The sequence below is a fragment of the Geobacillus sp. Manikaran-105 genome, assembly GCF_002809955.1.
GTDB classification, from domain to species: Bacteria; Bacillota; Bacilli; order Bacillales; family Anoxybacillaceae; genus Geobacillus; species Geobacillus thermophilus.
In genome coordinates this window covers 1-21885 of record NZ_PIJG01000020.1, presented here as the reverse complement: position 1 = coordinate 21885, position 21885 = coordinate 1, and the positions used below count along the sequence as shown (strand labels likewise).

At 53.2% G+C, this 21885-nt stretch carries 23 protein-coding genes and 1 pseudogene; 9 read left to right on the top strand and 15 right to left on the bottom strand.

The window, feature by feature from the left end; translation table 11 throughout:
* Window positions 1–113: 113 nt before the first annotated feature.
* Window positions 114–1085, top strand: a complete 972-nt coding sequence (locus tag CV945_RS07680; protein WP_033008723.1) for an ABC transporter substrate-binding protein — start codon at window positions 114–116, stop codon at window positions 1083–1085.
* A gap of 231 nt (window positions 1086–1316) precedes the next feature.
* Window positions 1317–1787: a PCYCGC motif-containing (lipo)protein gene (locus tag CV945_RS07675; protein WP_369806429.1), complete on the top strand. Its 471-nt coding sequence runs from the start codon at window positions 1317–1319 to the stop codon at window positions 1785–1787.
* A gap of 171 nt (window positions 1788–1958) precedes the next feature.
* Here the strand turns inward: CV945_RS07675 and CV945_RS07670 are convergent, their stop codons facing one another.
* The 5 genes from CV945_RS07670 to CV945_RS07650 form a co-directional block, all read right to left on the bottom strand.
* Window positions 1959–2687 (bottom strand): 3'-5' exonuclease, encoded by a 729-nt coding sequence (locus tag CV945_RS07670; RefSeq protein WP_050368609.1) that lies wholly within the window; start codon window positions 2685–2687, stop codon window positions 1959–1961.
* Window positions 2680–3732 (bottom strand): putative nucleotidyltransferase substrate binding domain-containing protein, encoded by a 1053-nt coding sequence (locus CV945_RS07665; protein WP_047818254.1) that lies wholly within the window; start codon window positions 3730–3732, stop codon window positions 2680–2682. Before CV945_RS07665 ends, CV945_RS07670 begins: the two co-directional genes overlap by 8 nt.
* Before the next feature lie 17 nt (window positions 3733–3749).
* The gene (locus CV945_RS07660) at window positions 3750–5051 is read right to left on the bottom strand and encodes an ammonium transporter (protein WP_100659501.1); all 1302 of its coding nucleotides are present in this window, start codon (window positions 5049–5051) and stop codon (window positions 3750–3752) included.
* Between the two features lie 174 nt (window positions 5052–5225).
* A complete protein-coding gene (locus CV945_RS07655; protein ID WP_063211820.1) occupies window positions 5226–5633 on the bottom strand; it encodes a vWA domain-containing protein in 408 nt (135 codons plus the stop codon).
* A 166-nt stretch (window positions 5634–5799) separates the two neighbouring features.
* Window positions 5800–5994, bottom strand: a complete 195-nt coding sequence (locus CV945_RS07650) for a YozQ family protein (RefSeq protein ID WP_011230946.1) — start codon at window positions 5992–5994, stop codon at window positions 5800–5802.
* A gap of 148 nt (window positions 5995–6142) precedes the next feature.
* On the opposite strand from CV945_RS07650, the gene CV945_RS17765 reads away from it, so the two are divergent.
* Together CV945_RS17765 and CV945_RS07645 are read left to right on the top strand one after the other, a co-directional pair.
* On the top strand, window positions 6143–6271 hold the full coding sequence (locus CV945_RS17765; protein ID WP_255396856.1) for a hypothetical protein: 129 nt from the start codon (window positions 6143–6145) through the stop codon (window positions 6269–6271).
* 15 nt (window positions 6272–6286) lie between these two features.
* Window positions 6287–6799 carry a YndM family protein gene (locus CV945_RS07645; protein WP_063166132.1) on the top strand — a complete coding sequence of 171 codons (513 nt, stop codon included), beginning with the start codon at window positions 6287–6289 and terminating at the stop codon, window positions 6797–6799.
* Between the two features lie 226 nt (window positions 6800–7025).
* Here the strand turns inward: CV945_RS07645 and CV945_RS07640 are convergent, their stop codons facing one another.
* Both CV945_RS07640 and CV945_RS07635 read right to left on the bottom strand, forming a co-directional pair.
* Window positions 7026–8222 carry a toxic anion resistance protein gene (locus tag CV945_RS07640; RefSeq protein ID WP_100659500.1) on the bottom strand — a complete coding sequence of 399 codons (1197 nt, stop codon included), beginning with the start codon at window positions 8220–8222 and terminating at the stop codon, window positions 7026–7028.
* Window positions 8219–8866, bottom strand: coding sequence for a 5-bromo-4-chloroindolyl phosphate hydrolysis family protein (locus CV945_RS07635; protein WP_100659499.1), 648 nt, complete (start codon window positions 8864–8866; stop codon window positions 8219–8221). The genes CV945_RS07640 and CV945_RS07635 overlap by 4 nt, the downstream gene beginning before the upstream one ends.
* Before the next feature lie 157 nt (window positions 8867–9023).
* On the opposite strand from CV945_RS07635, the gene CV945_RS17760 reads away from it, so the two are divergent.
* The gene (locus tag CV945_RS17760; RefSeq protein ID WP_255350121.1) at window positions 9024–9152 is read left to right on the top strand and encodes a hypothetical protein; all 129 of its coding nucleotides are present in this window, start codon (window positions 9024–9026) and stop codon (window positions 9150–9152) included.
* Between the two features lie 20 nt (window positions 9153–9172).
* Window positions 9173–9835 carry an SIMPL domain-containing protein gene (locus CV945_RS07630; protein WP_047818251.1) on the top strand — a complete coding sequence of 221 codons (663 nt, stop codon included), beginning with the start codon at window positions 9173–9175 and terminating at the stop codon, window positions 9833–9835.
* On the opposite strand, the gene CV945_RS07625 is transcribed toward CV945_RS07630, so the two are convergent.
* From CV945_RS07625 to CV945_RS07605, 5 genes are all read right to left on the bottom strand, one after another.
* A complete protein-coding gene (locus tag CV945_RS07625) occupies window positions 9825–10571 on the bottom strand; it encodes a TcaA second domain-containing protein (RefSeq protein ID WP_100659498.1) in 747 nt (248 codons plus the stop codon). The genes CV945_RS07630 and CV945_RS07625 overlap by 11 nt on opposite strands.
* A 137-nt stretch (window positions 10572–10708) precedes the next feature.
* Entirely contained in the window at window positions 10709–11974 is a 1266-nt protein-coding gene (locus CV945_RS07620; RefSeq protein ID WP_094238588.1) for an MDR family MFS transporter, read from the bottom strand.
* 142 nt (window positions 11975–12116) lie between these two features.
* Window positions 12117–12860, bottom strand: a complete 744-nt coding sequence (locus CV945_RS07615) for a CAP domain-containing protein (RefSeq protein WP_100659497.1) — start codon at window positions 12858–12860, stop codon at window positions 12117–12119.
* Window positions 12861–13323: 463 nt separating this feature from the next.
* Window positions 13324–13815, bottom strand: a complete 492-nt coding sequence (locus CV945_RS17485; protein WP_232722057.1) for a glycosyl hydrolase-related protein — start codon at window positions 13813–13815, stop codon at window positions 13324–13326.
* A 212-nt stretch (window positions 13816–14027) separates the two neighbouring features.
* The gene (locus CV945_RS07605; RefSeq protein ID WP_100659496.1) at window positions 14028–15464 is read right to left on the bottom strand and encodes an NAD-dependent malic enzyme; all 1437 of its coding nucleotides are present in this window, start codon (window positions 15462–15464) and stop codon (window positions 14028–14030) included.
* 313 nt (window positions 15465–15777) lie between these two features.
* Between CV945_RS07605 and CV945_RS07600 the strand changes: the two genes are divergently transcribed.
* Window positions 15778–16671, top strand: coding sequence for a DMT family transporter (locus CV945_RS07600; protein ID WP_023634139.1), 894 nt, complete (start codon window positions 15778–15780; stop codon window positions 16669–16671).
* Between the two features lie 155 nt (window positions 16672–16826).
* On the opposite strand, the gene CV945_RS07595 is transcribed toward CV945_RS07600, so the two are convergent.
* Complete coding sequence (locus CV945_RS07595; protein WP_023634140.1) at window positions 16827–17378, bottom strand: DJ-1/PfpI family protein; 552 nt, start codon at window positions 17376–17378, stop codon at window positions 16827–16829.
* Between the two features lie 144 nt (window positions 17379–17522).
* On the opposite strand from CV945_RS07595, the gene CV945_RS07590 reads away from it, so the two are divergent.
* Together CV945_RS07590 and CV945_RS07585 are read left to right on the top strand one after the other, a co-directional pair.
* Window positions 17523–18251: an NAD-dependent deacylase gene (locus CV945_RS07590; RefSeq protein ID WP_050368602.1), complete on the top strand. Its 729-nt coding sequence runs from the start codon at window positions 17523–17525 to the stop codon at window positions 18249–18251.
* Window positions 18248–19120, top strand: a complete 873-nt coding sequence (locus tag CV945_RS07585) for a fructosamine kinase family protein (protein WP_100659495.1) — start codon at window positions 18248–18250, stop codon at window positions 19118–19120. The genes CV945_RS07590 and CV945_RS07585 overlap by 4 nt, the downstream gene beginning before the upstream one ends.
* Window positions 19121–19146: 26 nt before the next feature.
* Here CV945_RS07585 and CV945_RS07580 read toward each other — a convergent pair whose 3' ends face one another.
* Together CV945_RS07580 and CV945_RS07575 are read right to left on the bottom strand one after the other, a co-directional pair.
* Window positions 19147–21240 (bottom strand): GDYXXLXY domain-containing protein, encoded by a 2094-nt coding sequence (locus CV945_RS07580; protein ID WP_100659494.1) that lies wholly within the window; start codon window positions 21238–21240, stop codon window positions 19147–19149.
* Window positions 21241–21391: 151 nt separating this feature from the next.
* Window positions 21392–21885: pseudogene (locus CV945_RS07575) on the bottom strand (hypothetical protein); the annotation flags it as partial.

Sequence of the window (21885 nt, the reverse complement as noted above, 5' to 3'; positions counted from 1 at the left end):
CTTTTTATGATATTCTCATGATTTTTTCATTTTTTATTGACAATGATTATCGCTGTTATTTATGATATTAGCGTAAATGAAACTCATTATCAACAATAAAGGGGGGTTTCTCTGTGAAACGGAAACATCTCACTCTTCTGTCCGCCTTCATCCTTTCTCTCCTTCTTCTTGCCGGCTGCGGCGGAAAACAGGAAGAAACGGCCGAGCCGGCGGAAAACAAGGAACCGAAATCTGAAGGAAGCTATACGGTCGAACACGCCATGGAAACAACAGAAATCAAAGGGACGCCAAAACGGGTCGTCATTTTAACGAACGAAGGAACGGAAGCGCTGCTCGCGCTAGGCGTGAAGCCGGTCGGCGCGGTCAAATCGTGGACGGGCGATCCGTGGTACGACCACATTAAAGACCAAATGGATGGCGTCAAAGAGCTCGGTCTCGAATCGGAGCCAAACGTGGAAGCGATCGCCGCGTTAAAACCAGACTTAATCATCGGAAACAAAATGCGCCATGAAAAAATTTACGAGCAACTGAAACAAATCGCCCCGACCGTGTTCTCAGAAACGCTGCGCGGCAACTGGAAAGACAACTTCATGCTCTATGCAAAAGCCGTGAACAAAGAAGAGAAAGGAAAGCAAGTCATCGCTGAATACGACAAGCGCATCGAAGACTTAAAAGCGAAACTTGGCGATAAGCTGAAGATGAAAGTATCGATCGTCCGCTTTATGGCCGGCGATGTGCGCATTTACCATAAAGACTCGTTCTCCGGCGTCATTTTAGACCAACTCGGCTTCGCCCGCCCGGAATCGCAAAACGTAAACGACTTTGCGGAAACCGGCGTGACAAAAGAACGCATCCCAGCCATGGATGGCGATATCTTGTTCTACTTTACATATGAAACCGGCGACGGCAAAGCGAGCGAAATCGAAAAAGAATGGATCAACGACCCGCTCTTTCAAAACTTAAACGTCGCGAAACAAGGCAAAGTGTACAAAGTGAGCGACACGATTTGGAACACGGCTGGCGGAGTACTTGCGGCCCACTTGATGTTGGATGATATTGAAAAATATTTTCTGCAAGGCCAGTAATGCAGTGAAAGACGATGCAAAGCCTCTTCTTCCTTTGCATCGTCTTCTTTTTTCTTATTGAAAACGCACTTGCCTTGATCAGCCATTTTTATGCCGGAATGGTGAGCGCAGCGCGCCTAGCTACAAGATGGTTGCCGCCCAAGACAAAGTATGATACATTCAAACTGTCAATAACCGAGCCAGGAAACGACCAAAAAGAAAGGAAGAAGAAATTTGAGACGTCCAGTATGGATGGCGGCATGTATGTTGTCGTTTAGCGTTCTTCTGTCAGGCTGCGCAGATGGCAACAGCCAAGAACAAAGCCATTCGCATATAACGAAAACAGCTACTGGCGATATTCGCGAAACAACAAAATCGATCGAGCATTTGCCAAGCTTTTTGAGCGCGTTTGAAGAAGAGATGGCGGTTTTGTACCAGCAGGCGGCCGAACACCGCGAGCTGCTTGAGAATATCCCTTGCTATTGCGGCTGCGGGCAATCAGCTGGCCATAAGAACAATTACGACTGCTTCGTCTATGAAAATAAACAAGACGGCTCGGTCGTCTGGGATGATCATGCGACCAAATGCGGCGTCTGCTTGGAGATCGCCGCCGAATCGATCGCCGCTTACGATCAAGGGAAATCGATCAAAGACATTCGGCATATGATCGATCAAAAATATAAAGAAGGCTACGCCGAACCGACGCCGACCAAACCGCTCTAATACCAGCAAAAAAAGCGCCAAACTTGGCGCTTTTTTTCGTTCAGCCGATGCCCTAGGCCAAAACGACATTGATCCTGTAAAATCAACTCTTTGTTCACGGCGAACTCGATCGCTTGGCGAACAATGACCATTCTCCACCAACCTTCCAGCCCTCTGCCCTGCCTAGGAGCGTCAGTGGCGGCTGAGCGCCGCGTACAAATCGTGCAACGTATCGATGCCGCGCCCGTGAAGCTCCTTAAGCAAAATCGCCCATAGCTTCGTCATCGCTTCGACATCGCCGTCGGCCGTATGGCGGCGCGGGCAACGGATGCCGTAACAAGCTAACGCATCGTCAAACGTCGGGCACGAATGGCCGATCAGCGTCATCATCGGCTGCAAGTCAAGAAATCGTCCGCTCCATTTTTGCCGATAATGGCGCCAAAGGGCATGGCGCAAAAACGCCAAATCATGGCCGATATGATAGCCGACTAAAACGCCTGTGGCAATAAACGGCACAAACGTGCGCAGCGCCTCGGCAAGCGGCGGAGCGAACACCACATCCTTCGCCTCAATGCCGGTCAAGGCGGAGATGTGTTGCGGGATCGGCTTTTCCGGCTTGACGAGCGTCATGTACATATCGGTCACGGCTCCTCCGACCGTTTTCGCTGCCGCCATGGCCAAAATTTCATCGCCTTGCTCCGGGGAAAAGCCGGTCGTTTCCATATCGATGATGACAAACGGGATGTCAGTCAAACGGTCATGCCAATTGATGATGTGCTGTTTTTCCTTTTGCAGCGAGCGCAGCCACATTTCCTGCTGCAGCGAATGATCGTTGCCGAATAGGGCGGACGATGCTTCACGAGGGATGCCAAGCGACAACAAGCGGAGCGCCCGCTGCCAAAAACGGTGCCGCTCATGCATGAATGCGAGCCACCTGCCGGGCGACAAAGCGCTGCAACCGTTTTGCGGTGCGCATCGCTTGCTTCAGCTGCTTTTGCTCTGTCCGCTCAAGCGTCCGCCATAACACATATTCACGACCATCCCTCGCCTCGGTGCTGTACTTGAGACGAATCGAATAGTAAACAGACAGCGCCTCGCCAACGGCGGTGGAAAGCGGTGCCGTCAATACGCCCGCCGCCTCAAGCGCCCGCCGCCGCTCTGCCGTGTCCGCCGCTGGGACTCGCGCAAAACAGGCTAACCATTTTAAGGCGTTGGCGAGTTGCACGTAGCCGCTTTGTTTCATATGAACGGCCCCACTGTGCGGCCCCCATCGCTCCGTTTGCACGTTGCCCAGCCAACCGAGCGGAACCGGAGGGAATTGAACGTGCTCCCCCATGCGCGCCAACAGCGGCGGCCGGTCAGCGATCTCGGCAAACAGCGTCCGCCTCCCCGCCTCGGCCAGTTCGGCGTCTCCATAAAGCGGCCGCATATCCATCGCGATCAACAAAAAACGAATGTCGTTCGGCCACCCGCTTTCGAAATAGGAAGAAAGTTGTTGCTCCCAACCGCGGACCGACTGCGCCCACCGCTTGTTCGTCGCCATCACGTAACCGGAGCAGTACGGATACCCAGCCTCATGCAACATGTCCACCCCAATCGCCGCCATATGGCGGATGAATTCATAACAATCCGCCTCCACTTCCTCGGGACAGTCGAATAAAACGCCGTGATCCTGATCCGTCCAGATCGTCGGCTCACGCCGGCCGATGCTTCCCATCACATACCAGCACCACGCCGGGGGACGAATGCCGACCGACTGTTTCATCGTCTCCCGCTCCGCAAGGAAAAACGCGCGGCGAAGGATGGCTTCATGCACACAAACGATGTCGCTTGCAAGCTGCTCCATTTGTTCAAGCGTCAAACAGCGCCGCAGTTCACGCGCCAGTTCATCATGACAAAAACGAAGTTCGGCGGCCGACTCGGCTGCACTTAGTCGTTCGGCCACCTTTTCCGCCAACGATTCCACCTCCTTTTCCCCCTTGGCTATTGCTGGGCAGCTGTCTTCGGCTGATACGCGGGATCGAGCTGTTCCGGATAGCCATAAGAGCCGTGCTCGCTAATATCAAGACCTGAAATTTCTTGTTCCGCCGTCACACGCAGTCCGATCGTTTTCTTCATGACAAATAAGATGACAAACGAGACGATCGCTACATATATCGCTGCGCCCACCACGCCGACCGTTTGTACAATCAATTGGTCAAACCCGCCGCCGTACACGAGACCGGCCTTGCCGACGCCGGTTATTTCCACTAAGCGCGGCGAGGCGAAAAATCCGGTTGAAATCGTGCCGATAATGCCGGCAATGCCGTGGACGGAAAAGGCGTAAATTGGATCATCAATCCCTTTGCGTTCGAAGTAGATGGACGTCCAGAACGTCAACGACCCGGCTGCCGCCCCGATGATGACCGCCGCCCACGGTTCAACGAACGCGCACGCCGCTGTAATGGCAACCAATGCCGCCAACACACCGTTGACCATCGCCGGAATGTCCGCTTTGCCGACCAAAATTTTCGCCGTCAAGATCGCAGCAACCGCCCCTGCCGCAGCAGCCAAATTCGTCGTCAGCGCAACATAGCCGAAAAACCCATCGCCAACCGCCATCGTGCTGCCAGCGTTAAATCCAAACCAGCCGATCCATAAAATCAAACCGCCAATCACGGTATAAACTTGGTTATGCCCAGGAATGACGTTTGGCGTCTTGTCTTTATTGAACTTACCGATGCGCGGGCCGAGCAAGACCGTGGCGATGAGCGCCGCAATCGCCCCCTGCAAATGGACGACCGTCGAACCGGCAAAATCTTGCATCCCGAGTTGCCCGAGCCAGCCGCCGCCCCACACCCAATGGCCGACCACCGGATAAATGGCAATCGTGAAAATCGCCCCGAACAGAAAATAGACCGACAACTTCGCCCGCTCAGCGAAACCGCCCCAAGCAATGGCGAGCGATACACCGGCAAACCCAAGCTGGAACAAAAATTTCAGCTCGAGCGGCACATTCGCCCACGACAACGAGTCAAACGTTCCTTTTCCTTCTTTTAAAAACCATCCTTCCGTCCCGATGAAGCTATTCCCAGCCCCAAACGTAATCGCAAAGCCGAACGCCCAAAACGCCAATGAGGCGATAGCAAAGCTTAAAATTTGTTTGCCAGCCACATGCCCGGAGTTTTTCATGCGCGTTGATCCGGCCTCAAGCAAAGCAAACCCTGCCTGCATGCCGATGACGAGCACCGCCGAAAGCATGACCCAGAGGGCATCCAGTCCAAGCATCACTGTTTTCTCATCCATTTGCATCTCCCCCTACTTGTCATTTGTTTTTCCTTGTATATGTCATAATATATAACATTAACAAACCGAAAGCAATGCTTATTTTTTGTTGAAACCGATTTCAATCACAAAAAAATTGTTATATTTCCTAACAAAAAAGAAATGCCCCTCATCACGAAGGGCATTCCTACATTGTTACGCAACGCGGATCGGTTTGCCAAACGGCACGCGCGGCATATAATCGTCCGGCACAAGCCAAAACACTTCATAGTCGACTTCGAGTTCTTCATAAAAATAGCCGGTTACATCGGTAATGTAAAACAACGTATCGATTTTTTGCGCAGCGGCCCATTCCAGCACTTCGGTGTACGACGATTTCCCGTGCTTGAAATATTTAATCGTCGCCACGCCAACCGGAGAGACATCGCGAATTTTAAAATCCGCTTGGACGAGCAGCGTGTCCGGGCGCAGCTTTTCAAACAGCTTCACAATGTTTTGAATAAGCACAGGCCGCGCCGGGCGGTTCGACGTGTCAATCGCCAGCGCGATGGAATGGTCTTTCCGCTCTTTGAGCAACGCCAATAAAGCCCGCTGCCATCTCACGATGATCATCCCCCTTGTGTAAATCGCCGTGCGCATTACTAGTATAGACAGCGAAATCAGAAAGTACGAACTGTTTTTCTTTCCTTTTGCCCTTTCATTTCTCACCGATGGACAGCCTTAGCCATCAGCGGAAACGCCAAGGAGCGAATCCTTGGCGTTTCGGCTTTTACTCCGGCGGGGACAGGGGAATGTCTGGCGCGTTTTCTTGCTCGACCGCCGCCTCGATCGTCCCTTCCGCGTAGACGTCGCTTACTTGTTCATGCGTCTCGGCCAACCCGGCGCCGAGAGCCGCGGCTGACTTGTAATCAGACGGATCATACTGGCGCCCGGCCACCTCAAGCGATTGTTTGTTCTCTGCCATTCGCTTTCCTCCCTGTTCACATCGTTCATTATATTAATGTGAAACAGGGATGAAAAATAAAAAGAGGAAGTTTATGGATAATACATGTATACATCAAGACAAATGCGGCAAACTAACGATAAACGACGGAAAGAGAGGATGATGGCCAATGAGACAGCCAAAACCAAACGACAGCCTTGAACAACAACGGAAAAAACAACAGCCGGAAAAAGAGATGGAAAAGCAGCCGGGATACGGGGATAAAAAACTAGAGGGCCCGAACTACCCGGCGGAATAAAGGCGGCAGGGCAAGATGAGACATTTGCTTGCGTTGGCGCTCAAATATTTGCTTACGGCGACCGTCATGTTCGCCATTTTGCCGCTGTTTTTGCGCATTTCGTCGGCGGAACTGCTATGGTTCAGCCTTTGGCTGACGCTTGTCGCCTATGCGCTCGGCGACTTGTACGTTTTGCCGCGCCTCGGCAACGTTTCGGCGACGATCGCCGATTTTGGCCTCGTATTTGTCGCCACATGGATTGGCATCGGCGCGTTTTATGACATCGCCGGCGGCGCCATTTTAAGCGCAGCGTTTTTCTCCGCCTTGCTCGCTGCGTTCGGGGAGTTGCTGTTTCACGCTTACGTGCTGCGCTTTGTCATCGGCCAACACGGAGAGGAAGACGTGCCACTTGTCGGCCGCCAATGGCAAACGGAGGCGGCGGAAGAGTTTGACGTCCGTGCCGCCGACCCTGACGATCGGGAAGGCGAACAGGTGAAACAAGAAGGCGACCGACGGGAACAAGAACCGCCCCATCCCCCTATTTTGTAAGCAGCGAACAGACGCCAAATAACCAACGCTCATCAGCGATGGCCGAACGCCGGCCGGTCTGTTCGCTTCTCCGCCAATCGGAACGTTATAACAGCAAAAAACGGGTGTCTTCTCGCCTGCGAGACACCCGTTTTATTATGGTGATATTCACCCTAATCGCTTGTTTCCGCACTCAACGGGCCGCCCTCTGCCCGTTCGGCCAATGGCAAAAACCATAGCGTCTTTTTTATTGTTCCGGCTGCTTCAGCGAGAGCAGCGTCTGCTTTAGTTCCGCCTCCATCGCCGCCAGCTCGCGTTCGGCCTGTTGCCGTTTCAAGCGGCCCTCGGCTTGAATTTTTAACGTTTCTTCGAGCGTAGCGATCAAGTTTTCTTGCGTCCGCTTCAGCGTTTCGATGTCGACCAAGCCGCGCTCATTTTCCTTGGCGATTGCGATGCTGTTCGTTTTTAACAGCTCGGAGTTGCGCAACAGCAGCTCATTCGTCGTTTCAGCAACTTGTTTTTGCGCCTCCGCCGCTTTTTGTTGTCGAAACAGCGTCAACGCGATGACGACTTGGTTTTTCCAAAGCGGAATCGCATTTAAAATCGATGACTGGATGCGCTCAATAAGCGTTTCGTTCATATGCTGGATCATGCGGATTTGCGGCGCGGTCTGGATCGTCACTTGCCGGCTGAGCTTTAAGTCGTGCACCCGCTTTTCCAGCCGGTCGGCAAACTGGCGCAAATCTTGCACCTCTTGCCAAGCCATTTGGTCGCCGGAGCGCTCGGCGGCCGCTTGCTTTTCCGGGATCGTTTTCGTCCGCAGCTCCTCCAGCTTGTATTCCGCGGCCGCAATATAAATATTGAGCGCCTCAAAATACTCTTTATTTTTCTCGTAAAGCGTCTCGAGCATCATGATGTCGCGAAACAACAAATGCCGGTGTTTTTCCAGCTGGTCGGCGATTTTGTCGATTTCAACGCCGATTTTTTGATATTTCGCCACCATCCCTTGCAGCGGCTTGGCCACTGTGCCAAACAAGCGGGACAAAAACCCTTTTTTCGCCGGCATTAAATCATCGGGATTGACTTCCTTAATTTTCGCCATCAGCTCGCTGATCACTTCACCGACCGGACCGGCGTCTTTCGTCTGCACATGATGCAAAATCGTATGGGAAAACTTGGACAGCTCAGCTTGCGCCGCCACCCCGTATTGCAAAATGGCCTGGTGGTTGGCCGGATCGATTTGTCGGGCCAGCGCCAATGCTTTTTCCCGATGCTCCGGTTTGAGCGCATCGAGCGCGTTAGCCGTCGTTTCCCCTTCTTCAAGCTGGGGGGCGGCCGGCGGGGAAAACGGCTGGGCCAGCAGATCGTCAAGCATGCTTGTCCGTTTCCGTTCATGAAGCTGTTCGAGTGACTCCATCTCATGATTCCGTTCGTCCACCGTCATTCTCCTTTCTTTGACAACGGCAAATGAAGCCGGGCCGATGATTGATGCAACGACTGCTCAAGCATTTTTGCTTCGGTTTGCAGCGACCAAACGTCGTTTGATAACACTTCGAGCAGCTGCCGCTCCGCCGCTTCGGTCAGCTCGCCAAGCAACCGCTCCGTTTGTTGCAGCGCCGCGGCCATTTCCGCATTTTGCACCGGCTGCTGCGACAAGTATACGTATTTTTCCACCATTTCCACCGCCGTCGGCCACTCATTTAAGAAAAACGGCTGGGCGAGGCGAAGCTGGTGCGGCTGCTGCTCGACCGCGCGAATGATCCGATCGACGATGGCACTCAATCGGGAAACGGTTTGCCACATCGCCACCGAACGAAGCCGATAGCGGGCCCGGCGCAGCCGCTTCCATAACGCGCGCGCCTCGCCAAGCTGGCTGCGAACGTATGCCTGCTCCTCGGTCGGTACGTCAGCTGCCAAACGGCGATGCCGCCTTTTCATCACAGCGGACACCCCCCACATCGCTCCCATTCCTGATAAAAGCGAGGGCAAGACGTGAAAATCGGCGGCAATAAATACCGTAACTGCAACGATGATCCCAACGTTCCATGAAACGAACCAGCGCCATATCGTGCGAAGCAGTTGCTTCATTGTCCATCCCTTTCTTCATCTTTTCTTCCATTATAACATGTCCACGCCATGATACGTACAAGCGCCCAAAGAAGTTTCATCACCAACTGGACGGCGCGCATAGGACAATGGCCGCTTCGAATAAGCTATAGTGAAACCATCGAAAGGAGAAATGGGGATGAATTCGATCGACTGGCAATTTGCCTCCTTTGTCGTGATCTCGCTGTTGAAGGAATATTGGTGCTATGTCGGCCTGCCGCGCGTCTACTATTGGCAAGCGGCGGACGAGGATCAAAAAGCTGCCTAATGGTGGAAGGAGGGAATGAAATGCAGTCATGGCATCGTCCCGCTCCCCCTGCCGCTTCTCGCCCCACACTGACCATCACTGGCCAAGGAACCGTCATCGCCAAACCGGATACCGTCCTCATCGCAATCGGCGTTCATACAGAACATCACAACATCCAAGAAGCCCTGACTGACAATGCCAAACGCACCAATGCCGTCATCGAAGCATTAAAGGCGCTTGACATTCCAATAGAAGACATTGAAACGACATCGTTTTCCATCCGGCCAACATACGAACATCATAACGGAACAACCGCTTTATCTGGCTATGAAGTCGAACATTGGCTGGAAATCACCGTCCGCGATCCTAAAAAAGCCGGCGCCATTTACGAGGCGGCCGTTGCCCGTGGAGCAAACCTCGCCCGCGGCTTGGAATTCCGTCTAGCAAACGAACAAGCCTATTACCAGCAAGCGTTGGCATTGGCCGTGAAACACGCCAAAGAAAAAGCGCTGGCCATCGCCCGCGCTCTCAGCTTGCCTCTTTATGACACGCCGATTGAACTGAAAGAACAGTCATCGCCTCGGCCGGCGCCATACAATCCGGCTGTTCTCAGCATTTCCTCATCAGCGCCGCCTGTACAGACGCAAGATGTTGTCATTACCGCCGTCGTGGAAGCGGTATTTGCTTATTCGTTCATTTCGTGATATCGACCTCATGGACGCGGGCGCCGCCAAACAGCTCAACGCGGATGGTTTTCTTTTTCCCATTCGAATGGACAATGGTTACAGTGTACGCGCCCGGCAAATACGGGCCGATTTTTTTGACAAATGGGTCTTTCGTCGCCTCCTCTTCCGCTTTCACCCCATTGACGACAAGCGACGCCTCCGGATCATCGACGCGGACATGGAGAAAATAGAGGGCTGGCTCAAACACATACCGATCCTCAAACACATGAATCGTAAACACCGGCGGGCGGGACGTCAATCCTTTAATATACACGTGCCCCCCCTCACGCTGGCGGTCGAACTCCTGATCGAGCGCTTCGTACGCCTCAGGATGCCGTTCAAAATAGGCGAATAACGGCGCGAGCGTTTTCTCATTAATGGGCACCGTTTCATCGGTCGTTCTCAGCATCGTTTGCAAGGCAGCCGCATCGCGGTCTTCGATCGCTTCTTTCAACCGCGTGATGGCCAACTCTCGGCTCGCTGCCGTCTTTAATGTTCCGTACCCGCTCCAAACGAGCGTGCCCGCCCCCCATGCGACAGCGACCGCCAAAAGAAGCCAGCCGATGAAACGGTATTGTTTTTTTCTCTTTTCCCAGGACAATAGGCGCTTTTGCTGCCGTTTCTCATAACGCGCCAACGCCGCCGCGCCGTCTTGTCCGCCGCGGTTGTCCGCTTCCCCCCCGTTTATGTTCGTTTCCCACCGTTGCAGTTTCATGACGGCTTCCCCTCTCCTTCTCTCTGTCTAGTTCCACTTTATGTCAGAGACAGGGAATATATGTTACACGAACAACGACACGCTTTTTATTATACCGGGGAACACAAAAAAACGGGTAGCCATTTGCATAGCCCCCGTCATTGGGAAAGGGAAATGTCCGGCCGCTCTGTTTGCTGCCTGGCCTGGTGAAACATCCATGCATAGAGCGCCGCGCTGGCGAGCGCCAGCATTCCAAGGCCAACAAACGTCCATGTATAGCCGACCCACGTCGCGGCTGCAAGCGACATCGGCGCCACCATCCGCCCGATCGTAAAGCGGAGGCTAGCGGCGGCAAAATATTGGCCGCGCATGTCTTCAGGTGCCAGCCTGGATACAAATGACTGCTGCAGACCGGCCGTCATCAGCTCGGCCAAGGTGAACAGCACCATGACCGCCGCAAATCCGAAAAACGACGATGTTTGGCTAAACAGCCACATTGTGATGCCATATAAAACAGCCGAGCCGATAAACGCCCACCGCTCCGAAAAACGCGCCATCTGCCGCGTCACCATGACCGTGCACAGCGCCACAAGCAGCCCGTTTTCCGCAATGAGCAGGCCAAAAGCATTGGCGCCGTCCACCGTCCAGCCAGCCCATAACGTTTCTTTATGAAGCGTCTCTTTCATATAGACCGGAAGCAACAAATCAAGCTGCATAAACGTCTGTGCGACAAGCACCCCGGCTATAATAAACAAGAAAAAGGTGCGGTCGCGGACAATGACGGCATACTGCCCTATTTGTTCCCGCCAAAACCGCAGCCACGGCACGGTTCGCCGCCCTCCCGCCGAATGCGGGGCTGTTTCGCGCAGCCGTCTGGCCAACACAGCCGCCATCGTTAAACAGGAGCACGCCGCCAAAAGCAGCAGCCAAAACAGGTGATCAGCATAAAACAGCCCGCCGACCGTCGGGCCAATCACGACCGAAATATTCACCGACGTATAAAACACCGCGAACACGTAGCTCCGGTCTTTTTCTGGCACGATGTCAGCAACCATCGCCTGGCTCGCCGGCCAATAAAAGGCGACGCAAATGCCGGCAAACGTAAAACAAAGAAAACCGACAAGCGGCGACGACCACCATGGGGAACTGGCCAAGGCAAAGACGAAAAACGCCGCCCCCTGCCCGTAAGCGGATAACACCATCATTCGCTTGCGCCCGAACACATCGGCGCAATAGCCACCCATCAAATTGGCGACCACGGAAAACAATTGCGACACAATCAATAACATACTGGCTGTTTCTTTGCCAAACGAGTCTGCAAAATAGATGGCCATAAACGGAAAAAACATCCAAAAAGTCGTATTCATCAGCGCCTCGCCATACAGGCGGGCTTTTAAGTTGTGATCCCAATCGCGTATTCGCATTGGTGTCTCCCCCGCGATCTTCTCATTTTTTACAGCCTGTTGACCATTATAGCATAGTTTCCCAAGTTGTTAGCGAAATATTTTTGTACAAAAAAACCCTGTCCATCTGCATGATGGGCAGGATCACCGTCAACCATCCGCCTTACTTGCGGATAAATTGTTGCGTCCAAATATAGCCGTTTTCTTCAAAACCAACGCCGATATGCGTAAAGTTTTTGTTCAAAATGTTCGCCCGGTGGCCTTCACTGTTCATCCACGCATTGACGACTTCTTGCGGGGTGCGTTGGCCTTTGGCGATGTTTTCCCCGGCGGCTGTGTACGAAATGCCGAATTTTTTCATCATCTCAAACGGGGAGCCGTACGTCGGGCTGTTGTGCGAGAAGTAGTTGTGGACCGCCATATCGCGCGATTTTTCGCGGGCGACTTTGCTGAGAGCTAAGTCGCCTTGAAGCGGCGGCAAACCGTATTTTGCCCGTTCTTTGTTCGTCAGTTCTACGACTTGTTGCTCATAAGCGTTCAAGCCGGTTGTTTTTTGTGTCGTTGTTGTTGGCGCTGTTGCCGGTTTTTTCGCTGGCGCTTGCGTATTGGCTGCCGGTTTTGCAGCCGCCGGCTGTTTGACCGCTGCCGGAGCTTGCGGTTTCGCTGCGGCCGGCTGTTTCACTGCCGGTTGCTGCACGGCCGGTTTCGCCGGTTGGAACGACACAAACGGGAAGTATTGTTTCAACCATTTCTCGAAATCTTGAATGTTAGTGCTTGTATATTTTACTTGATACACGTTCGCTGTCGGGCACGTCACCCCTGCCGCTTCCGTTTTCGTCGTTGCCGCAAACGAAGCGCCGACAAGTGCGACCGAAGCGGCGATCGTGGCTAACATTTTTTTCTTCATCGGAATTCCTCCTTCTTAACGTTTCTATTTTCAAAGTTTCAAAGACTTTCTCTATTCATCGTCACGCCATCCACTTAAGTTCTGTTTAGGAACAGTTCCAGCTGTTCTCTTGCCTGCGCCCCCATTATAACACGGGTTTTTTGTAATATTTTTGGTTTAAATTTGGGAAAAAGGACTGTTGGAAAAAATGAGCAAAAAACAGGCTTGTTTTCATTGCCAAATAAACGCCTAAGCCGCCGGCTGCAACGGCTGGCGATGTCATCCTTTCACACACTTCCCTTCCTTTTTTTCTTCTATCAGCCGATCATTCTATATTTTTCTTGCAAAAAGGGAGTTGACAACCCCTCGAACACGCTGTTTCATTTAACAATTGTTACAGTATTGTTACAAAACAGACGGACAGCTTGTCCTATTGTTGCAAACAGAAAAGCCGGGGCGGCAAGCCCCAGCTTTGATGACCATCTTATTGTTTATCAACGACAAGCACGGTTTGCACTTCGTTCGGCTTCACCTCGACCGCAAACGTTCCGCATTCGTCCGCCACGAGCGAGTCAAGCAGCTCCTCATTGAGATTCGTGCGAAAGACGCCCAAGAGCGGCTTGTTCCATTGAAATACCGCCGTCGTCGCCTTTGGCGCCGGGTTGTAAAAGCGGAGAATGCTGTCAAGGTCCGCCGGCACCGGCAGCCGGTAGGCGATGTCAGCATAAGCAAAGCAGCTGTTTTGCCGGAGCGAATACGTCGCTTTGACTTCCTTATTATAGATGGCTTCATCGCCCGGCAGCGGGGAAAAGTCGTATTCGTCCCCATCATCGCCGACATCTTCCAGCAACAGCACATCGCGGAAGGTTCGCTGCAGCTGTTTGTCATATATGTTAATGGTTCCATTCTCATTGACGGTGATCGTATAAAACGGCGTCTCGATTTGCTCCACCGGCATTGACGCTTGTTTGTTCATCTGTTCCGCTTCCTGCACAAAGTACGCTTTGTACCCCATTGCCGGAATGCGGTCGCGGAAATGGATCGTATAGCGGACAAACGGGTCGTATTTGCTATTCCTAAACTACATGCAGCCCGCCGCAGCCACGGTTAGACCCGCTCTTGCAGCCAAAAAAAAAACGGCTTCCCCTATAAAGGAAGCCATCCGTCGGTTCCATCGCATTCCTTGCTTTACTGCCCTGTATATCCGCCAACCGGGATATTGTCCTTCCGCGCCACCCCAGTGCGGTAAGCCGCTTCGACGACCGCTTGTCTGACGCGTTCGACGACTTTGCTGTTGAAGACGCTCGGGATGATGTATGTTTCGTTCAATTCATCCTCCGTCACGACAGAGGCAATCGCCTTCGCGGCAGCGAGCTTCATTTCCTCGTTAATTTCTCTCGCCCGGCAGTCGAGCGCCCCGCGGAAAATGCCCGGGAAGCAAAGGACGTTGTTGATTTGGTTCGGATAGTCGGAACGCCCAGTCGCCATGACGCGCACGTACGGTTCGGCCAGCTCCGGATCAATTTCCGGAATCGGGTTGGCCATCGCAAACACGATCGGATCGCGCGCCATTTTTTTCACATCTTCCACTTTTAAAATGCCGGGAGCTGAGACGCCAATAAACACATCTGCGCCGGCGATGACATCGGACAAGCTTCCTTTCAGATTATCCGGGTTCGTGAGTTGCGCATATTCTTGCCAATACGGATTTTCATACGTTTCATCGCGATGGATGGCACCATGGCGGTCGACCCCGATAATGTTGCGCACGCCGGCCGCAAGCAAAATTTTCGTGCAGGCGATGCCAGCGGCGCCAATGCCGGTGAGAACCACTTTAATGTCCTCGAGCTTTTTGTCGACGATTTTCAGCGCGTTGAGCAGCCCGGCCAAGAGCACGACCGCCGTGCCGTGTTGGTCGTCATGGAACACCGGGATGTCGAGCTCTTCTTTCAAACGCGCTTCAATTTCAAAACAGCGCGGCGCCGAAATGTCTTCCAAGTTGATGCCGCCAAACGCCGGGGCGATCGCTTTCACAATTTGAATGATTTCTTCCGTGTCTTTCGTATCCAAACAAATCGGGAACGCGTCCACTCCGGCAAATTCCTTAAACAGCATCGCTTTCCCTTCCATGACCGGCATCGCCGCATACGGACCGATGTCGCCAAGCCCAAGCACCGCCGTGCCGTCCGAGACAACGGCGACCGTATTCCGTTTAATCGTCAGCGAATACGCCTTGCGCGGATCCTCAGCGATGGCCGTGCAAACGCGCGCTACACCCGGCGTGTATACCCGCGACAAGTCGTCGCGCGTTTTCACCGGAATTTTCGAATTCGTTTCAATTTTCCCCCCGATGTGCATTAAAAACGTACGGTCAGAAACGTTGATGATTTTGACGCCGCGAATTTTTTTCAACGCCTCAATGATCAAATCGCACTGCTTCGTGTCGAGGGCGCTGACGGTGATGTCGCGCACCGTGTGAACTTTGCTTGATGAAATGACGTCAATTCCGACAATGTCCCCGCCCGTTTTGCCGATTGCGGCGGCGATATCGCTGAACGAGACGATATCTTTTTCGAACTGGAGACGAATCGTAATGTTCATCGCTGCCCCGCCTGGTAATGCCATAACAATCGTCCTTCCTTTTCTCTATTTTTGTTTAAATCAGTAAATCATCTTACGGTACAAATGTTATCCTATGAACCGGAAAAAGACAACCCTTATTGTACACCCCTTTCGGCAAACGCATGCATCTTTCCGCCGAACGTGAAACAGCATGCGTCCTGAGCCAGCGCAGCCTTCTTCCCACCGTTCATGTTCCGCTGTTGGCAAAACAGCAACAGGGGTGGCTGACGGCAGAAAAACAACATGCAAGAAGGAAATCAGAGCAGCAATGAAGTAAACGTAAAAGAAAGGAAAAACTAGACAGGAGCGAAAAAGAATGAGAGAAAAGCTGTTTCTCGTGCTGGCCAACTTGTTTTGGGCCGGCAATTACGTCATCGGGAAGTCCATCATTGCGGAAACGGGCCCATTTTGGCTGACGTTGATCCGTTGGTGCGCCGCTTTTATCGTGTTGGCGCCCGTATCGTACTGGCTTGAGCGGCCGCGCTACCAGGACATCATCAAACAATATTGGCTGCCGCTCGCTGCAGCCGGAATTCTTGGCGTCATCGGCTATAATTTGCTTTTATACGGCGCGCTCGCCTATACATCGCCGATGAACGCAGCGATCGTCAATTCGCTCAATCCGGCGATCATCGTCGTGTTGTCGTATGCGCTGCTGCGGGAGCGGCTGTCAAAAACCAATATTGCCGGCTTTTTGTTGTCGCTGGCCGGTGTATTGTTTATTTTAACGGATGGGCATATAGCACACGTCTTCCGAATGAACTACAACCGCGGTGATTTGATGATGCTCGCCGCCGGTGTCGTCTGGGCGCTTTATTCGATCATCGGCAAAAAACTACCCGTCCCACCGATTACAGCAACAACGTGCTCCGTTTTTTTCAGCTTGCTGCTGCTGTGGCCGTTCGCATTCTTTTATCCGTTTCCAGCTGATCACATAAGTGCAGCTGGGCTCGCCGGATTGGTCTATATTTGCTTGTTTCCGTCCATTCTTTCCTTCTTATTTTGGAACATCTCAGTGCAAAAAGTCGGTCCGAGCCATGCCGGTGTATATTTAAACTTAATTGCCGTATTTACCGCTGTGATCACGTTTTTGCTTGGCGGTGCTCTATCCGTCCTGCAGCTGGCCGGCGGCGCAATCGTCTTGTTCGGCGTCTATTTGGCGACAAAAGCGCCGAAAGTGAAGACGGAACAAGTGGATATCGCAGGATGACGGCCGGGCCGTTTGGCGGACAGCATCATCAAAAATAAAACCCGCCATCACAAGCGGGAACCTTTAGCCATGAAAAACAGCGCCGCCCGCCGCACCCAAAACCCTGTTGCATGCACAAGCGGTCTCCCCTCACCCAAAGGGAGACCGCTTTTTGGCTATTGGAGCAATCGAAGGAACTCACGCATAAATGCCGGCAAATCCGGCCACGCATGGGCGGAGACGAGGTTGCCGTCAACGTGGACTGTATGGTCAGACACATACGTCGCTCCTAGCGCCTCAACCCCCGGCTTGCAGGCAATATACGCTGTCAAACTCCGTCCTTTCAGCAAATCCGGCATTGTTTCAAAAATGAGCGAGGCGTGGCAAATGGCGGCAATCGGCTTATTCGCCTCAAAGAAATGGCGAACGATGCGCTGCACGTTCTCATCAAGGCGAATGTACTCCGGAGCGCGCCCGCCCGGAATGACCAATCCGTCGTATTGCGCCGGATCGACTTCGGCGAACGACGCATGGGCGTCGATCAAATAGCCTTGCTTTTCCACGTACGTATCCCAGTCGGCAAAATCGTGAACGACCGTATGCAGTTTCTTTTTCTTCGGCGCGGCAATCGTCGCTTCATAACCTTCTTCAAGCAAGCGGTAATACGGATAGTATACTTCAAGCGCCTCAACAGCATCACCCGTGATGATCAGCACTTTTTTGCTCATGGATTTCCGCCTCCTTGTCCATTTTTTCTTTCATTTCTATCATACTGGAAACGAGTGAAAAGGAAAAGTAAAATGATTGGTGGAAAGAGATGAAGCATCAGAAATGAGAGTCGCTATGGTTGCGACAGTAAGGAGGGAAACGGAATGACCATCACCTCATGGCTGGCCGCCTCGCGCCGAACCGTCGTGCTGACCGGCGCCGGCATGTCAACGGAAAGCGGGCTGCCCGATTTCCGTTCGCCGCGCACCGGGCTGTGGGCGCGTTTCAATCCGAGCGAACTCGCGACCATCGATGCATTGCATCATCGCCGTGAATCGTTCGTCGAGTTTTACCAATATCGCATTCGCACATTGCAACAGTGCCAACCGCATGACGGACACCGCTTGTTGGCCGATTGGGAGCGGCGCGGGATCGTGCAGACGATTGTGACGCAAAATGTCGATGGCTTTCACCAAGAAGCGGGAAGCCGACGCGTCATCGAACTTCACGGCTCGCTCCGCACCGTCCATTGTCAGCGGTGCGGGCAAACAAAGCCAAGCTTTGTCTATTTGCACGGTGTGTTGACGTGCGAATGCGGCGGAGTTTTGCGCCCGTCGGTCGTGTTGTTTGGCGAGCCGCTGCCGGAGAAAGCCATCACGGAAGCATGGGAGGCTGCCCAACAGGCTGATCTATTCCTCGTGCTTGGCTCCTCCCTGCAAGTGTCGCCGGCCAATCAACTGCCGCTTTTCGCCAAACGAAACGGTGCGAAGCTTGTCATCATCAATTGGGAGCCGACTGACTTGGACGATCTCGCCGACGCTGTCATTCACGGCCGGAAAATCGGTGAGGTGCTGAACGAGCTGGAGCGGCAGTTGACGGAGGCGGCGGAATGAACAAAGAAACGATGTTGCAAATGGCGCTCGAATCGATCGGCGATCACTCCCGCATCCGCCATTGGCGCCGCGTCTCAGGCGGGGACATCAATGACGCCTATCGCGTCCAAAGCGGCAAGCAAACGTACTTTATCAAAATGCAACGTTTCCCGCCGAGTGGATTTTTCGCTGCCGAACAGATGGGCCTCGAGCTGATCAGGCAAGCACGCGCCATCAACGTTCCGCATACCTTCGGCTTCGGGGAAGCGAACGGCTGGGGCTGGCTCGTCTTGGAATGGGTCGAAGGAGCAGAAACGGAACGGACGGCCGAACAGCTCGGACACGGCCTTGCCCGCCTCCATCAATGCCGCGGCCCGGCGTTTGGCCTTGACCGCGATACGTACATCGGGACGCTGCCGCAGCGCAACGGCTGGTACGGCCGCTGGCCCGACTATTACCGCGCCGCCCGCCTTAGACCACAAATGACGCGGGCGGCGGAGAGAGGCCTCCTGCCCGCCAAGCGGCACAAACGTCTCGAATGGCTGCTCGAGCGGCTTGACCAATGGCTTCCGGATGACTGTTTCCCGTCGCTGTTGCACGGCGATTTATGGAGCGGCAACTGGATTCCGGGGCCAGACGGAGTGCCGTATTTGATCGATCCGTCTGTTTTATATGGCCATCATGAGTTTGAGATCGCGTTTACCGAGCTGTTTGGCGGCTTTCCGATCCGGTTTTATGAAAGCTATCGCGAGCTTATGCCGCTCTCGGCTGATTATCATGACCGAAAACCACTCTACCAGCTGTTTTACTTGCTCGTTCATCTCCATTTATTCGGCGAAACATACGGCAACGCGGTCGACCGCGTGTTAGAACGGTATGCGGGGGAGTAGTTTCTCCTGCTTTCCCCGCACCATCTTTATTCAGCACGGATCGCTTCGAGCAGCGCATCCCCGCTTTCGCTCACGCGCACATAGGCAAACCGAACATTCTCTTGCCGTGTCATCCCCGTTTTTTCCGGAATGAAATACGATTCAATGCCATACACGACTTGCGGGCCGTGGAACGTGCCGGTGATGATCACATCCCCAGGCTGCGGCGTGTATCCCGGCCTTTTGTTTCCATTCACCATATATACGCCAGCCAAACGATGCACCCCATCCGCTCCTTTTCGCAGCCCAACTTGCACCCGTCCGCTTCCATCAAGCGACGGAATGGTGGAAATATCGTACCGAAGCTGAATATAATCCCCTTGCAGCATGGAACGCGGATCCACCGGCTCAAGCTCCAGCTTTACGACATCACCATATCGCAGCAATCGCTCTTTTTGCCACACGGTATAACCTAAAAATGAAAATTGAGCGATCACGACTATGAGCGTCCACAATGAAACGCGCCGCCCCCAGCGCACTCCCTTGGCCCATGTGAAGCCATTCCGTTTCTCGAGCCACAATGTCCATGCAAGCAACGCCACGCCTGCCGCCAGCAAGCTGATCGATTTATGAAGCAAATTCCAGGCGAACTCGTAATATTTCAGCACGAGATAAAGCGCCGTGTACACCCAAGCGGTCTTCCGCTCCAGTTGCCGACCGCGGAAAAGAAAGAAGGCAAGCGCCAAGACCATGACGATATTCAACGCCACGTACAGTCCATCAGCCGCAAATACATCGGCGCTCGTCGCACCCCCTAGCGCTCCGAACGCCAAGACAAGCGGAGTGAGAAACGGCGTTCCGCGAAAGCGGCCATACGCATACAAACAAACGTTCACCAAAGCCAAGGTGAGCAACACCGTCCGGCCGTCATCCATCGCCGAACTTAAGGCGATCCCGAAATAGACCGTCAGCGCCGCCGTCGTCAACCGGCGCACTCCGCTGTCTGATGACCGGATGATGCCAATCGCAAGCCCAATGGCATAGAGGAACAGAGCCAGCCGCGAGACCTCCCCCGCCATCGCCACCCCGAGCCCATAACCAACAGCCAGCAGAGTATAACGAACGACCGCATTCCAATGCCGGCCCAATGAGGCGGGAACGACAAATCCAAAGATGGAAATGAAAAAGAGCACATAAGGCGACCATGACTCTGTCCAAAGAAAATACAAGCCAAGCAGGCTTTGGATGGCCAACGCGGAAGCCGCAAGTGTGACAATCGCCTGAAACGCCGCCAAAAACCATTTCCCGGCTTTCGTCTTTGCTGAAAACAGCCCCGTGCGCCGCAATAGCACAACGCCCCCGTACAACACGGCAGCAGCCGCCACGAGCCCAATGAGAAGCAACCATGTTCCATAATGATCAGCGAGCAAGCGAATGTATTGAATGAACAAAAACAGTCCAGCAAACAAACTCGTCAACAACACATACAACCGCTGCTTGGCGATGACAAGAAAATAATAAAGCAACACAGCGAGCAACACGGCATACACGTATGGCCACCATGCGTCGCGCCCATAGGAAAACCCGGTTATGTCCATCACAAGCAGCCAACCTTGCATGGCTAGGTAAGCGAAACAACGGATGAGCGGTGTCCGAGCAAACACAACGAGCGCACCGTTTACGATCACAAATAACGACAGCACGCCAAACGAAGACCATTCCGTCCACTCAATCCGATAAGCGGACGGAAAATAATAAAACCAGCACGCAAGCTGCAACAACACAAGCGCGATCACCGACAGAGCCCGTTCTTTTGTCAGCAGCGCCAACAAAGCGGTTGGCGCAAGCCAGACAAGAAACAGCCAATAACTGTCCGCATGCGAGTTGTACATTTGACCGACCAACGCCAACGCAATGCCAAATGACAACACTCCGCTGATCAACATCCAACGCCCTAAGAAACGACGGCGGCCCCAAAGCGCCGCGCTTGCGATGTAAAACACCGCCATCATGCCGATGCTGATCCCGACTTTCACCTCTCGCCCCATCTCCGGCCAATTGGCGGCAAAAAAATACACCATCCCGGCAATCATGCACAAAAACGCCAACGCATACCCCGTTTTCACGACGCGGGCCGCCATATCGCTTCCTCCCTTGTGACTCGGATCTTTCTCTCTATAAAATATGCTGAAAAAGCTGTCTAGAAGACCAGTGAAAACACGCCTTATTCCATCGTATTTTCCTAGTTGCCGCTCACCCTTTAGACTGTTTTCTTTATTGCAGTACAGGACACTATGGTTGGAGATCATTTTTTAAGTGGAAAATGTCCATATCATGCTCTGCCACTTTTTTGATCAAATAGTTGATCGATGACTGTTGCGAAGAGAACTGCCGCGAAGCCATGTCAAGAGCGGCCTGATGCTTATGGAGCATGTTCTCGATATAGCGAAAGTGGCTCCGCATTTCTAGTGTGAGGTTGTCAACTTTTTCTTCGACCCGTTCAACTTTCCCTTCAAGCCGTTGCTGTCCTTCTTTCAATGTTTGCACATCGCCTTTGACCGCGTTCATATCCACCTTTAATGTGCGCACATCCTCCTCAACCCGGTGAAGCCGTTGGTCCAAGCGGGCTTGTCCCTCCTGTAACAACTGCACTTCATCTACCAAACGCGCCTGGCCTTCCTTGAGCRCTTGCACCTCGCCTTCGAGGCGCGCTTGCCCTTCCTTGAGCGCTTGCACCTCGCCTTCGAGGCGCGCTTGCCCTTCCTTGAGCGCTTGCACCTCGCCTT

Coding starts and splice junctions, on each gene's coding strand:
- CV945_RS07605 (WP_100659496.1), bottom strand. CDS start 15,464: ATGGCATTACCAGGCGGGGCAGCGATGAACATTACGATTCGTCTCCAG.
- CV945_RS17485 (WP_232722057.1), bottom strand. CDS start 13,815: ATGAACAAACAAGCGTCAATGCCGGTGGAGCAAATCGAGACGCCGTTT.
- CV945_RS17760 (WP_255350121.1), top strand. CDS start 9,024: ATGAATTCGATCGACTGGCAATTTGCCTCCTTTGTCGTGATCTCGCTG.
- CV945_RS07625 (WP_100659498.1), bottom strand. CDS start 10,571: ATGAAACTGCAACGGTGGGAAACGAACATAAACGGGGGGGAAGCGGAC.
- CV945_RS07630 (WP_047818251.1), top strand. CDS start 9,173: ATGCAGTCATGGCATCGTCCCGCTCCCCCTGCCGCTTCTCGCCCCACA.
- CV945_RS07615 (WP_100659497.1), bottom strand. CDS start 12,860: ATGAAGAAAAAAATGTTAGCCACGATCGCCGCTTCGGTCGCACTTGTC.
- CV945_RS07585 (WP_100659495.1), top strand. CDS start 18,248: ATGAACAAAGAAACGATGTTGCAAATGGCGCTCGAATCGATCGGCGAT.
- CV945_RS07635 (WP_100659499.1), bottom strand. CDS start 8,866: ATGAAGCAACTGCTTCGCACGATATGGCGCTGGTTCGTTTCATGGAAC.
- CV945_RS07640 (WP_100659500.1), bottom strand. CDS start 8,222: ATGACGGTGGACGAACGGAATCATGAGATGGAGTCACTCGAACAGCTT.
- CV945_RS17765 (WP_255396856.1), top strand. CDS start 6,143: ATGAGACAGCCAAAACCAAACGACAGCCTTGAACAACAACGGAAAAAA.
- CV945_RS07645 (WP_063166132.1), top strand. CDS start 6,287: ATGAGACATTTGCTTGCGTTGGCGCTCAAATATTTGCTTACGGCGACC.
- CV945_RS07580 (WP_100659494.1), bottom strand. CDS start 21,240: ATGGCGGCCCGCGTCGTGAAAACGGGGTATGCGTTGGCGTTTTTGTGC.
- CV945_RS07595 (WP_023634140.1), bottom strand. CDS start 17,378: ATGAGCAAAAAAGTGCTGATCATCACGGGTGATGCTGTTGAGGCGCTT.
- CV945_RS07675 (WP_369806429.1), top strand. CDS start 1,317: ATGGCGGCATGTATGTTGTCGTTTAGCGTTCTTCTGTCAGGCTGCGCA.
- CV945_RS07660 (WP_100659501.1), bottom strand. CDS start 5,051: ATGGATGAGAAAACAGTGATGCTTGGACTGGATGCCCTCTGGGTCATG.
- CV945_RS07670 (WP_050368609.1), bottom strand. CDS start 2,687: ATGCATGAGCGGCACCGTTTTTGGCAGCGGGCGCTCCGCTTGTTGTCG.
- CV945_RS07650 (WP_011230946.1), bottom strand. CDS start 5,994: ATGGCAGAGAACAAACAATCGCTTGAGGTGGCCGGGCGCCAGTATGAT.
- CV945_RS07590 (WP_050368602.1), top strand. CDS start 17,523: ATGACCATCACCTCATGGCTGGCCGCCTCGCGCCGAACCGTCGTGCTG.
- CV945_RS07620 (WP_094238588.1), bottom strand. CDS start 11,974: ATGCGAATACGCGATTGGGATCACAACTTAAAAGCCCGCCTGTATGGC.
- CV945_RS07600 (WP_023634139.1), top strand. CDS start 15,778: ATGAGAGAAAAGCTGTTTCTCGTGCTGGCCAACTTGTTTTGGGCCGGC.